The organism is Gellertiella hungarica, assembly GCF_014197145.1.
In the GTDB taxonomy this organism is placed as follows: Bacteria; Pseudomonadota; Alphaproteobacteria; order Rhizobiales; family Rhizobiaceae; genus Gellertiella; species Gellertiella hungarica.
The window spans coordinates 63636-76988 of sequence record NZ_JACIEZ010000006.1 but is presented as its reverse complement, the minus strand read 5'-3'; the positions used below and the strand labels follow the sequence as shown (position 1 = coordinate 76988).

Here is a 13353-nt window from a genome sequence, read left to right as displayed (position 1 = left end):
CTATCCGGAAATGCGGCCGGCGGCGACGGTAAAAAATTGCGCCCTGTCGCCGAGGGCCTCGAAGAGCATCCGGTCCGTACCCGTCATGAAGGCCTGGCCGCCAAGCCCGTCGATGAGATCGAAGAGTGCGGCCCGGCGCCCTTCGTCGAGATGCGCGGCGATCTCGTCGAGCAGAAGCACCGGGGCAAAGCCTGTCATGTTGCCGACGAGGCGGGCATGGGCAAGGACGAGGCCGATCAGCAAGGCCTTCTGTTCGCCCGTCGAGCAGCGCCCCGCATCCATGTCCTTTCCGGCGTGGAAGACGAGGAGATCGGCCTTGTGCGGGCCCTCGGTGGTGCGTCCGGCGGCCGCGTCGCGGTAGCGATTCTCCGCAAGCATGGCGGCGTAATCCTCCTCGAGATCCGCCGCCGGCCGCGCCGTCACGCCCTCGTCGAGAAAACCGGTGAGGGAAAGGCGGGCCGAGGGAAAGGGCGCATCGTTCGCCACGCCTTCGATGAGATGGGCGAGAAAGCCCAGCATCTCGTGCCGTGCCACCGCCATCGCCACGCCCAGCTCGGCCATCTGCCGCTCGATGCCGGAAAGCCAGGCCGGGTCCATCCGCCCCTCGCCGAGAAGCCGGTTGCGGCTGCGCATGGCGCGCTCGAAGTCGCTCGCCCGGCGTCCGTGGGCAGGATCGACGGAAAGCACCAGCCGGTCGAGGAAGCGCCGCCGGTCGCCGGCGGGACCCGTGAAAAGCCCGTCCATGGCAGGCGTCAGCCACAGCACGCGCAGGTGATCGGTGAGTTCGTCGGCGGTCTTCGCCGCGGTGCCGTTGAGGCGGAGCCTGCGGGAGGTGCCCTCGTCGCGGGCTTCCGCGCCCGTGCCGATCGCCACCTCGCCCTCCATGCCGTGAACGCGGGCAAAGATCGAGAAGGCGTCGTCCGTGCCCACCCGCGTCACCTCGCCATAGGGCGTGCGCCGAAGCCCGCGCCCGGGAGACAGCAGGGACACGGCCTCGAGCAGGTTGGTCTTGCCCGATCCGTTGTCGCCGGTCAGCACCACATGGCGGGCATCGAGCTTCAGGGCCGCTTCCGCGTAGTTGCGGAAGGCGGAAAGCCTGATTTCCTCGATGTAGACCTTTTCGGGCATGAACGATCCGGCGCGGCGATGACGCCACGTCCTATGCCGAAGGGCGTCCGGTTGCAAGCGCAGGGGCGTCGCGTCCTGCGTCCGGTGCTCAGAACTGACGGGAAAGGGTGAGCTTCACCATGTGGGAGGCTGCCCCGGCGGAAAACGCCCCGTCATAGGTCAGCCCCAGAGCGAGCCGGCCGTCGTCTGCCAGGACATCGAGGCCCGCCTGCAGCACCGCGCTGTCGCCCGCCGTTTCGGCACCTTCGAGCGAGAAGGGCGCACTGCCGGCAAAGGCAAACTCCGGGCCCGTGCCGCTTGCCTCGAAGGCGTGGTTCCAGCCGAGCATGGCGCGCATCCGCGCCGGCTGTCCCGAAAGGTCGAAGCGGTGCGTTGCCCGGAGACCGAGGACGGTTTCTGCCTGCAGGCTTTCGGCTGACGAAACGGAAACCGCCGCGTGACCGCCGGTCTCGGCAAAGGCGCCGGTCCGCTGCCAGGCAAGCGCGAGATTGGCGAAGGGCTCGACCTCGGTATCGCCGAGCCCGAAGCTGCGGCCGATCTCCCCGTAGGCCTGGAGGGCATCTGCCCGATAGGCGCCGTCAAGGTGCTCGGTGAAGCCGCTGAAGCGGACGCTTCGCCGGCTATCGATGTCCTGGTGCACATAGGTTGCACCGAAGCGCAGGGCCATGTCGCCCGCCTCCGTCTGGCCGTAGAGGCCAAGCAGATGGTCGCGGCTGTCGCTTCGGGCAAGCCCGTCGCTTTCGCGCACGGAGCCCGAGCCGATGCCGCCGAGCAGGCCGAAGCGGCTGGCCTCTCCCGCCGGCCCGTCCCAGCCGAAAAGCAGGCCGCCGCTGGCGCCGATCCGGTCTCCGCCTTCCTCGGCGCGGGTGGAATAGCCGCCATAGGCCCGTGCCCAGCCCACCGCACCGGTCGCCGTTTCCCGTTCCGGCAGCGCGGCGCGCTCGAGGGCAGCCGTCCGGGCAAAGCGGCCCATGTCGAAGGCGTTGAGGGCCGGCGAGGCATGGATGGTTGCCGCCATGTCGCCGAAGGTCAGGCCCGCCTGCTCCTTCGAGAGGGGCAGCAATTGCGCGTAGAGCGGGCTCGCGGGATCGAGACGGTCGCCGATCTCTGCCACACGGGCGGCATTTGCGGCGGGCGCGGCGCTTGCGAAACGGATATCGTTGCGCCGAAGCGAAAGCACGAGCTCACGCTCGCCATAGTCCAGCTCCGGCGTCACGAAGGCGTAGTTGGAGGTCACCGTGTCGAAGCGGCCTGTCAGGCCCCCGCCGCTGGTGAGGATTACGTCCCGCCGGTCGAGGGTGATTGCGCTGTCCTGCAGGACGTCGAGAACCGCGCCGGAGGAGATGCGGGTGCTGCCGCCGACCGTCAGCCGGTCCGTCCGGTCGAGGGCAGGGGAGACGCTCACCTGAAGATGGCCCCCCTGGCCGACCGACAGATCGCCCGCGATGGCGAGCTCGCCCGCCGCAGGGCCGGCCGGGGCGAGGCGGCCGCCGTCGCCGACATCCACGGACCCGACCGTGCCCGTACCGGCCAGCGTTCCGTAGCGCGAGACCGCGACGGTGCCGCCCAGCGCTCCCTCGACGGCAAGCGAACCGCCGGTTATCCGGGTCGTGCCGCCGAAGCCGGAGGAATCGCCGGTCAGCACCACGGGCCCCGCATCCACGAGAATGGTGCCGCGCCCGCCGATGCGGGAGGCAAGGACGAAATCCGGTCCGCCGTGATTGAAGACCAGCGCACCGCTGCCTGCACCGAAACGGATGGTTGCCGCGTCCAGGCTGCCTGCCCCGCGGGCAAGCGCGCCATGAACGGCGCCGATGGAGAGCGTGCCGGAGGATCCCGCATCCCGGGCGATGTCGATCGTGCCGGCCGAGAGGCTTGCGCCGCCGGTCAGGGTCAGCGCCCCGCGTCCGGCCCGACCGATTTCCACCGGCAGGCTGGCAATCCACCGGCTGCCACTCCCGGAGAGAAGCGCGCTTCCCGTCCCCGTCGGTGCCGCACCCAGCACGAGGCGTCCGGAACGGGCTGTCGCCCCGTCCTGAAGCGTGACGCTGCCACGCCCGCTCGCGCCGACGATCGTGTCGCCGGCGACGGAAAGCGCCGTGGAGCCGCTGCCGGCGACGAGGCTTCCCGAGGCTCCTGCCGCCGCGCCGAGGGTGAGCGAGCCGGTCGAGAGCCGAGCGCCCGTATAGAGGCTTGCGCTGCCGGTTCCTCCGGCCCCGATGACCGTCGCGCCCGACACGCCAAGGCTGGTGCCGCCATTGGAGAGGTCGAGGCGGCCCGATCCGCCGGCGCCGGCACCGATCCTCACCTGCGCCGCGGTGACGGCCGCCCCGGTCGAAACGGTCATGCGGCCGGAGCCGCTTCCGCCGACGACGAGCTGCCCGCTCGCAAGCCGTGTTCCCCCGCCGGAGATCGAGGCAATGCCGCTTCCGCCGGCGGCAGAGCCGAGCGTGAGCCCGGATACGGTGGCGCGGGCCGCGGTGGAGATGTCGAGCACGCCCGTTCCCTGCTGGCCAAGAACGAGTCCGCCGCCGAGCGTGAGCGTGGACTGGGACGAGAGAAGCAGGGTCCCGCGCGCGCCCCTGAGGCTGCCCAGCGTCAGCGACGACGCCCTGAGGCTCGCCGCGCGGTAGTGATCGATCTCGCCGGTGCCGGCGATGCCGGCCACGAGGCTGCCGGTCGCGACCAGCCGCGCCGACAGGCCGGAGAGCTGCAGCCGCCCGCTCGATCCTGCCGCCTGCCCGATCCTCGCCTGCCCGAGCGAAAGGGCGGTGCCGGCATAAAGGCTCGCCGAGCGGGTCACGCCGAGATAGAGCGAGCCGGCAGCCCCGGGGCGCGCACCGAGCCAGACCTGCGGCAGGCGGTCGATGACGGCGGTATCGGCAAGCGACGGTGCCCGCCCGCCCGACCAGTTGAGGCCGTTCGACCAGTCGTTGCCAAGCCTTGCGGTGAAGCTGGTGCCGGCGCCAAGGGCCGGCGTTGCGAGAAGGGCGAGGCCCGGCAGAAGGGCCTTGGCCACGGATCGCCCGCGGCAGCGGGATGAGCGCACCGGAAACTCCCAGATCATCGGGTTGCCGCGCCGTCACGGCGCGTGGCCGCCCCTCATGGACAGCCCGGTCATCCGTAGAAATAGAGTTTTCCTGTTAACGTCCTGTTTGCAGTCACGGTTAACGGCAGATGCAGAAAAGGGGCGGGATCGGCGGATCCTGCCCCTTCCGGTTCATGGCGGCGACCGGTGGCGGTCAGTCGCTGAGCGTATCGAAGAAGTCCTTCATGCGGGAGAAGAAGCCGGAGGATTCCGGGTTGTTCTCCTTGGAGGAGATGCGCTCGAATTCCTCCAGAAGCTCGCGCTGGCGCTTGGTGAGCTTCTGCGGGGTCTCGATCTGGATCTGGATGTAGAGGTCGCCGATCTGCGAGGAGCGCAGCACCGGCATGCCCTTGCCCTTCAGACGGAACTGCTTGCCTGCCTGGGTTCCCTCGGGAACCGTCACGCGCGACTTGGTGCCGTCGAGCGTCGAGACGTCGAACTTGCCGCCGAGTGCCGCCGTCGTCATCGAGACGGGCACGGTGCAGTAGAGATCGGCGCCGTCGCGCTTGAAGAAGGGGTGGGGGGCAACGGACAGGAAGATGTAGAGATCGCCCGCAGGCCCGCCGCGCAGGCCTGCCTCGCCCTCGCCCTGAAGGCGGATGCGGGTGCCGTCCTCGATGCCGGCGGGAATGTTGACCGAGAGCGAGCGCTCTTCCGTCACGCGGCCCGCGCCATGGCACTTGCCGCAGGGATCGGCAATCGTCTGGCCCCGGCCGCCGCAGGTCGGACAGGTGCGCTCGACCGAGAAGAAGCCCTGCGTCGCGCGCACGCGCCCCGCGCCATGGCAGGTCGCGCAGGTGGCGGGCTTTGTGCCGGGCTTGGCCCCGGTGCCGGTGCAGGCATCGCAGGTGATGGCGGTCGGCACGCGGATCTGCGCCGTCTTGCCTTCGAAGGCTTCCTCGAGCGTGATCTCCATGTTGTAGCGCAGGTCCGCCCCGCGCTCCCGGCCGTTGGAGGAGCGACGGCCGCGGCCGCCACCCATCATCTCGCCGAAGATGTCCTCGAAGATGTCGGAGAAGGAGCCGCCGCCAAAGCCGCCCCCGCCGCCGAAACCGCCGCCCATGCCGCCCTGCTCGAAGGCCGCATGGCCGTAGCGGTCGTAGGCAGCCCGCTTCTGCGGATCCTTCAGCGTTTCATAGGCCTCGTTGATTTCCTTGAACTTCTTCTCGGCAGCCGCATCGCCGGGATTCTTGTCCGGGTGGTATTTCATCGCCAGCTTGCGGAAGGCGCTCTTCAGCTCCTTCTCGTCCGCCGTGCGGGCAACACCCAGGGTTTCGTAAAAATCAGCTTTCGCCATGCTGGTTCAGGCTCCGGTCCAAAGGAGTTTCCCGCCTTTCCTCAAAAGCCGCGCGTCATTTCTGGCGCGCGGCTCCGGAGTGATCCTCGGGGGCCGAAGGAGCGCTTCCCTCCGGGAAGCCCCTTCTTCATGCCCGGGAACGGCAGGACATATCGTCTTTCGCGTGATGGTAGAGGGGCCTCAAGCGGAACGCTTGCGCTCGTCGTCCTTCACTTCCTCATAGTCGGCATCGACGACATTGTCGTCGGAACCGTCGGCCTTGCCGCCTTCGGCGCCGGCTTCCGCCTGCTGCGCCTCATAGATGGCCTGACCGAGCTTCATGGACACTTCCATGAGGGTCTGGGTCTTTGCCTTGATGTCCTCGGCATCCGGTTCGGAAGCCTCGACGGCGGTCTTCAGCGTGGCGATCGCGTCGGTGATGGCGTTGCGGTCCGTTTCGGAGACCTTGTCACCATAATCCTTCAGCGACTTCTCGGTGGAGTGGATCAGGCTTTCGGCCTGGTTCTTGGCTTCCACCGCCTCGCGGCGCTTCTTGTCCTCGGCCGCATGGGCTTCGGCATCCTTCACCATCTTCTCGATGTCGGCGTCGGACAGACCGCCCGAAGCCTGGATGCGGATCTGCTGTTCCTTGCCGGTGCCCTTGTCCTTGGCCGAAACCTGCACGATGCCGTTGGCGTCGATGTCGAAGGTCACTTCGATCTGCGGAACGCCACGGGGTGCCGGGGGCAGGCCGACGAGGTCGAACTGGCCGAGCAGCTTGTTGTCCGCCGCCATTTCACGCTCGCCCTGCGAGACGCGGATGGTCACGGCCTGCTGGTTGTCCTCGGCGGTCGAGAAGACCTGGCTCTTCTTCGTCGGGATCGTGGTGTTGCGCTCGATCAGACGGGTGAAGACGCCGCCCAGCGTTTCGATGCCGAGCGAGAGCGGGGTCACGTCGAGCAGCAGCACGTCCTTGACATCGCCCTGCAGAACGCCGGCCTGGATGGCGGCGCCCATGGCAACCACTTCATCCGGGTTCACGCCCTTGTGCGGCTCCTTGCCGAACAGCTGCTTGACGGTTTCCTGGACCTTCGGCATGCGGCTCATGCCGCCGACGAGAACCACTTCGTCGATTTCGCCGGCGGTGATGCCCGCATCCTTGAGCGCGGCCTTGCAGGGTGCAACGGTGCGCTGGATGAGGTCGTCCACCAGGCTTTCGAACTTGGCGCGGGTCAGCTTCATGGTCAGGTGCTTCGGACCGGAAGCATCTGCCGTGATGAAGGGCAGGTTGATTTCGGTCTGCTGCGAGGAGGACAGCTCGATCTTGGCCTTCTCAGCCGCTTCCTTCAGGCGCTGCAGCGCAAGCTTGTCGCCCTTCAGGTCGATGCCCTGGTCCTTCTTGAATTCGGCTGCGAGATATTCGACGAGGCGCATGTCGAAGTCTTCACCGCCGAGGAAGGTGTCGCCGTTGGTGGACTTCACCTCGAAGACGCCGTCGCCGATTTCGAGAACCGAGATATCGAAGGTGCCGCCGCCAAGGTCGTAGACGGCGATGGTCTTGCCGTCCTTCTTGTCCATGCCATAGGCAAGGGCAGCAGCGGTCGGCTCGTTGATGATGCGCAGCACTTCCAGACCGGCGATGCGGCCGGCGTCCTTGGTGGCCTGGCGCTGGGCGTCGTTGAAGTAGGCGGGAACGGTGATGACGGCCTTCTCGACCTTTTCGCCGAGGTAGGATTCGGCGGTTTCCTTCATCTTCTGAAGGATCATCGCGGAAATCTGCGAGGGAGACTGGCCCTTGCCGTTGGCTTCGACCCAGGCGTCGCCGTTGTCGCCCTTGACGATCTTGTAGGGAACGAGGCCCTTGTCCTTCTCGACGGTCGGGTCGTCGTAGCGGCGGCCGATCAGGCGCTTCACCGCAAAAAGGGTGTTGGTGGGGTTGGTGACGGCCTGGCGCTTGGCCGGCTGGCCAACGAGGCGCTCGCCATCATCCGTGAAGGCAACCATGGACGGGGTCGTCCGCGCACCTTCGGCATTCTCGATGACCTTCACATCCTTGCCATCCATGACGGCAACGCAGGAATTCGTCGTTCCGAGGTCGATACCAATTACTTTCGCCATGTCTACTCTCCTTGAAGCAGGCTGCAGGAACCCCAGTCAGGCATTCCCAGGTCAGCCCCTAACGGGAATGATTTCAGTTCTGTCGCGAGGTTCGCTCGCGGTGATGCGGCACATATAAGAAGCAGTTTTCATCCCTGCAAGGCATGAGCGGGAGAAGAAGAGCCGAAAAACGCTTCCGCCTCAGGCCTTTTCCCGCATGCGGATGCATGCCCCGCACGGGCCGGTGCGCCTGCCCTAGCAGGCCACACTTGCGCGGACCCTGCCCGGGTCTCATTCGCCCATGAGGATGTCGAGAAGGCTGCTGCGGTGGGGCACAGGACGGCTGGCCTCGAGCGGCGGCAGGTTGGGATCCGGCGCGAGATCCGGGCTGTCGGGCATCTCGCCGGGCGGTGCTTCCGGATAGGCTTCGGGATCGCCCGTTATCACGTCGCTGACGGTGAGCGGTCCCTGGCCAACGCCGGGCAGGACCTGGTCGGACGGCAGGCCGTTGCCGAAGACCGGTGCCGGCGAAAGGCCTTCGTGGGCGGCCAGCATGAACTCTTTCCAGGCCTGCGCCGGAAGGCCCCCGCCGGTGACCTTCTTCATGAACTTGCCGTCGTCGTTGCCGAACCAGACGCCGGTGACGAGGTTGCTGGTGAAGCCGAGGAAAAGCGCGTCGCGGTAGGACTGGGTGGTGCCGGTCTTGCCCGCCACCTGCCAGCCGGGAAGGGCTGCCTTCTTGCCCGTGCCGATCGCGATCACCTGCCCCATCATGTAGTTCATGTCGACCACCGTCTTCTCGTCGAGAACCCGGGGCGGGGTGTCGTAGGTGTTTTCGTAGAGCACGGTGCCATCGGGCTTCGTCACCCGCCGGATGAGGTGCGGGGTCGCCTTGTAGCCGCCGTTCTGGAAGGAGGCATAGGCGCCGGTAAGCTCGGCCAGCGTCACCTCCGAGGTGCCGAGCGCGATCGAGGCATTCGACTGGAGCGGCGAGGCGATGCCGAGGCGCCGCGCGAGCTGGATGACCTTGTCGGGACCCGCCTGCATCACCAGCTGGGCCGAGACCGTGTTGAGAGACCGGGCCAGCGCTTCGGCCAGCGTCACCGGACCGTTGTATTTCTGGTCGTAGTTCTCCGGCGTCCAGTTGCCGATGCGGATGCGGGCATCGTTGAAGATCGAGGCCGGCGTTTCGCCCATTTCGAGCGCGGCCGCATAGACGAAGGGCTTGAAGGCGGAGCCCGGCTGGCGCTTTGCGCGGGTGGCGCGGTTGAACTGGCTGTCGGCATAGTCCCGCCCGCCGACCACGGCGCGGATCGCGCCCGTCCCGTCGATGGAGATCAGCGCGGCCTGGGATACCCGGTACTTGCTGGCATTCTTCGAGAGCGTCTCGGCAATGACCTGTTCCGCCTTCTTTTCCAGCGTCATGTCGAGGGTGGTTTCGACGACGATATCCTGCTTCACCTCGCCGATGAGCCCCGGCAACTCGTCCATCACCATGTCGGCGGCATAGTATTCGGCGCCGGACCAGTAGCTCTTGGCGCGCGTCGGCGGGGCGGACATGGCGGTCTTGATCTCCGCCTCGGTGATCATGCCCTCCTCGCGCATGGCCTGGAGCACCACCTGGGCGCGGGCCTCAGCCGCCTGCGGGTCGCGCGCCGGGGAAAGCCGGGAGGGTGCCTTGAGCAGGCCCGCCAGAAGCGCGGCCTCGCCAAGCGTCACGTCGCGGGCGGACTTGTTGAAGTAGCGGCGCGACGCCGCCTCCACGCCATAGGCGTTGGAGCCGAAGAACACCCGGTTGAGGTACATTTCGAGGATCTGGTCCTTGGAATAGGTATGTTCCAGCCAGAGCGCGAGGAGCACCTCCTGCACCTTGCGCTCCAGCGTGCGCTCGGGGGAAAGGAACATGTTCTTGGCAAGCTGCTGCGTGACGGTCGAGCCGCCCTGCACCATGTGACCGGCCGCCACATTGGTGATCATCGCGCGCGCCAGCCCCAGCGGATCGACGCCGTAATGGCTGTAGAAGCGCCGGTCCTCGATGGCGACCAGCGCCATGGGAATGTAGGGAGACATTTCCTGGAGCGAGAGCTCCTCGCCGCCGGTAGCGCCGCGATTGGCGATCACGCTGCCGTCCACGCCCGTTATCTTCACGTTCGGCGGCCGTTCCGGGATCTTCCAGGTTTCCGCGCTCGGCATGCGCGCGCCGTAATAGATGACGAGGCCGGCTATGCCGATGCTGCCCCAGATGCCGAGAACGATCGTCCAGTAGACCATTCGGCGGATCAGGCGGAAGAGGCCGAAGCCGCCGCGCCGCTGCTTCCTGCGCTCGGGCGCGGGCGCCTTGCCGGCACCCCTGGCGCTGCGGCCGGAGGACTTGCCGGCAGGCTTTCCGGACGGCTTGCCCCGGCTCTTGACCACGCGATCCTCCTCGTCCAGCCGGAAGTCGTCTTCCGGGTGAACCTCGTCCTCCCCGAAGGAGGGCTCGATCCGCTCTCTCGACCTAGACTTGCCTGCCATGCCCTGCGATCAGTCCCATCCGCGGCGCCATTCCCGTTCCCTCACGGCCGAGCAACCGGGCGCCGTCATGCCCGCCTCTCCGCATGCCGGAGGCGATGATCCTAAATTGCGGCGATTTAAGGGGCGTTAATTTTCGGTATAAAGACGCCTGCCGCATCCCGAAAAGGCACATGCCGCCCGGTCAGGCGTCGGCTTCCGGCTTCGGCGCCTGGGCGAGATCGGCCCATTCGGCACCCGTGAGCTCCACCATCCGGTCGGGCGCGATGTGGACGGCGGCATTGATGGCGCCTGCGGCGGGAACCACCTGGTCGAAGGCCTTCAGCGACAGGTCGCAATAGACCGGGATCGGCTGCGGCAGGCCGAAGGGGCAGACGCCGCCGACGGGATGGCTGGTGAGAGCCGCCACTTCCTCCGCATCGAGCATCCGCGGCTTGGTGCCGAACAGGTCCTTGAATTTCCGGTTGTCGAGCCGCGCGGTGCCCGCCATCACCACCAGGATCACCCGGTCGCCCACGCGGGCGCAGAGCGTCTTGGCAATCTGCTCGGGCTTCACGCCATGGGCCTCCGCGGCAAGCGCCACCGTCGCCGAGCTCTTCTCCGTGACGATCACGGAGATGTCGGGCGCGTGGTCCTGGAAGAAGCGGGTAACGGATTCGAGGCTCATGATTCTCTGTTTAAAAAATGGGCGGCGCAAGGGCAAGCCGCTTTTTTAGCCATGCAATTATTGCAACGCTGCGCTGCAGCATTAATGGTTTTAAAAAGCAATGGAGCAGGTATAGTCACAAGCATCGAAGCGACGCACTCCTCCTCCCAGCGTCCTTCGTGGAGACTGGCAATCCTCCTCCTCCCAATAATTGCCAGTCAGCATTCGAAACCCGGCGCTCCTCCCGCGCCGGGTTTCGCGCTTTTCGGCCCCTGCTGCCGCCCGTCCCTTGAAAGCGCGGAAAACCGACCCCATCTGATGTTCATGAATTGTTAACCATTCCGGCGTAGGCTTGAGAAATGGTTCGGACAAGGTTCCGGACGGACAATTTCATCGTCGACGGCCTGACCACGGATGTACTGGCAGGCCCGAGACCGATAAAAGGCCGGGTTTTGCCCGGCCTTTTGCTTTTCGTCGTTTTTGCATTGCAAAATGTCGTGGCCGAGGCCATGCCCTCGTTGCACGGGGCATGGCGCCGTTTTTTCCCTCAACCCGCCAGACGGTCGAGAATCCGGATCCAGGAGCGGATGCCGCGGTGATAGGAGTTGAGGTCGTATTTCTCGTTGGGCGAGTGGATGCGGTCGTCGCTGAGCGCGAAACCGGTCAGCATCGATTCCATGCCGAGCATCTTCTGGAAGTCGCCGACGATCGGGATCGATCCGCCCATGCCGATAACCACCGCAGGCTTCGGCCATTCGGCAGAAAGCGCCTCCTTGGCCTTGGCCAGCAGCGCGGAATCGTAGGGAAGCTGGATGGCGGGCGAACCGCCATGGGCGTGGAACTCCACGGAGCAGTCCTCGGGCAGCCTGGCGCGCACATAGGCGCGGAAGCTCTCGCGGATCGCGTTCGGGTCCTGCTTGCCCACCAGGCGGAAGGACACCTTTGCGGAGGCCTGCGCCGCGATCACCGTCTTGAAGCCCTCGCCGGTATAGCCGCCCTCGATGCCGTTGACTTCCGCCGTCGGCCGCGCCCAGGTGAGTTCCAGCACCGAGCGCCCTTTCTCGCCCGAAGGCCGCGACAGGCCGATCTCGCCGAGGAAGGCTTCGTCGGTGAGGCCGAGGGTCTGCCACATCGCCTTGATGTCCTCGGGCGTTTCCTCCACGCCGTCATAGAAGCCGGGCAGCGTCACGCGGCCGGTCTCGTCGTGCAGGCCCGCCAGGATGCGGGCGAGCACATGGATCGGATTGGCCGCAGCCCCGCCGTAATAGCCGGAATGCAGGTCGCGCTTTGCCGCCTTGACCACGATTTCCTCGCCGACGAGACCGCGAAGCCCGGCGGAAATGGCGGGCGTCTCGCGATTCCACATGGAGGTGTCGCAGACCAGGGCGAAATCCGCCTTGAGCTCCTCCTTGTGAGCCTCCAGGAAGGGCTTGAGCGAGGGCGAACCGGATTCCTCCTCGCCCTCGAACAGGATGGTGATGCGCGCCGGCAGCGCGCCCTTCACTTCCTTGTAGGCGCGGCAGGCTTCCACGAAGGTGAGAAGCTGGCCCTTGTCGTCGGAGGTGCCGCGTCCGGTGATCACGTCGCGGCCGTCCTCCTGCCGGATGGTGGGCTCGAAGGGGTCGGTTTCCCACAGCGCGAGCGGATCGACCGGCTGTACGTCGTAATGGCCGTAGAACAGCGCATGCGGCGCGTCGGCCGAAGCGCCAGCGTGATGGGCGACCACCATGGGATGGCCGGGCGTGTCGCGCACGGAGGCATCGAAGCCCAGGCCCTGAAGCTCCTTCACCAGCCATTCGGCGGCGCGGCGGCATTCGCCCGCATAGGCCGGATCGGTCGAGATCGACTTGATGCGGACCAGCTCGAAGAGCCGCTCCAGGCTTCCCGGCAGGTTCTTGTCGGCGCGGTCCAGCACGGCGGATAGATCGGACATGAAGATACTCCTGATGAGGCGCGAGAGGCAGCAGGGCTGCCCGGTGGGCGGACCCTAATCGCTCGGGCAGTGGAGTACCAGATTGAAAATTTGCGGGACTCATTGCCGATCTTGATGGATGGCACCCGATCCGCCCCGGCCTTTCAGTCCTTGCGGGCGTTTTCGATGATGATGCGCATGTATTCCAGCAGAAGCTCGCGTTCGAAGCGGCGAAAGCCGGCAAACATGGCGTCGTCCGCCTCGCGGGCGGCCTCGACGGCACGCGGCTCGAGCGCCCGTGCCTCGTCCGTCAGGAAAACCAGCTGCGCCCGCCGGTCGGTCGGATGGGCGCGTCGTTCGATCAGCCCGTCCCGCTGCATGCGGGAAAGCGTGTTCGCCATCGTCGCCTGCTCGATACCGACGCGATCGATCAGCTGGCGCTGGGTGAGCCCGTCTTCTGCCCACAGCTCCAGCAGGATCGGCCATTGTCCGGGCGAAAAGCCGAGCGCCGTCGCCCGCTTCTGCAGCGAACGCGAAAAGGCCTTGGCCAGCTGGCCGGCCAGATAGGCAGCGGAATCGGTTCGGTTGAAGCTCATGACCGCGTTCGCGCGTGTTTTGGACGCGGCGATAATGCGGTGCGATCCGCTGCAAGGCAAGCCACGCGGACCACAGTTTTGCACGCGAGAATCAGGGGG

Annotated in this window: 8 protein-coding genes; all 8 read right to left on the bottom strand. The window is 66.7% G+C overall.

Annotated features, from left to right (window positions below; genetic code table 11):
• Positions 1-1128, bottom strand: coding sequence for a DNA replication/repair protein RecF (gene recF / locus GGR23_RS15025; protein WP_183367125.1), 1128 nt, complete (start codon positions 1126-1128; stop codon positions 1-3).
• Positions 1129-1216: 88 nt separating this feature from the next.
• The gene (locus GGR23_RS15020) at positions 1217-4177 is read right to left on the bottom strand and encodes an autotransporter domain-containing protein (protein WP_183367124.1); all 2961 of its coding nucleotides are present in this window, start codon (positions 4175-4177) and stop codon (positions 1217-1219) included.
• Positions 4178-4370: 193 nt separating this feature from the next.
• Positions 4371-5513, bottom strand: coding sequence for a molecular chaperone DnaJ (gene dnaJ / locus GGR23_RS15015; RefSeq protein WP_183367123.1), 1143 nt, complete (start codon positions 5511-5513; stop codon positions 4371-4373).
• Between the two features lie 180 nt (positions 5514-5693).
• Positions 5694-7610, bottom strand: a complete 1917-nt coding sequence (gene dnaK / locus GGR23_RS15010) for a molecular chaperone DnaK (RefSeq protein WP_183367122.1) — start codon at positions 7608-7610, stop codon at positions 5694-5696.
• A 270-nt stretch (positions 7611-7880) separates the two neighbouring features.
• Positions 7881-10103: a transglycosylase domain-containing protein gene (locus tag GGR23_RS15005; RefSeq protein ID WP_183367121.1), complete on the bottom strand. Its 2223-nt coding sequence runs from the start codon at positions 10101-10103 to the stop codon at positions 7881-7883.
• A gap of 181 nt (positions 10104-10284) precedes the next feature.
• On the bottom strand, positions 10285-10767 hold the full coding sequence (locus GGR23_RS15000) for a YbaK/EbsC family protein (protein ID WP_183367120.1): 483 nt from the start codon (positions 10765-10767) through the stop codon (positions 10285-10287).
• Positions 10768-11293: 526 nt separating this feature from the next.
• Positions 11294-12679 carry a dipeptidase gene (locus tag GGR23_RS14995; RefSeq protein ID WP_183367119.1) on the bottom strand — a complete coding sequence of 462 codons (1386 nt, stop codon included), beginning with the start codon at positions 12677-12679 and terminating at the stop codon, positions 11294-11296.
• Positions 12680-12822: 143 nt separating this feature from the next.
• Positions 12823-13254, bottom strand: coding sequence for a MarR family winged helix-turn-helix transcriptional regulator (locus GGR23_RS14990; protein WP_183367118.1), 432 nt, complete (start codon positions 13252-13254; stop codon positions 12823-12825).
• Positions 13255-13353 lie beyond the last annotated feature (99 nt).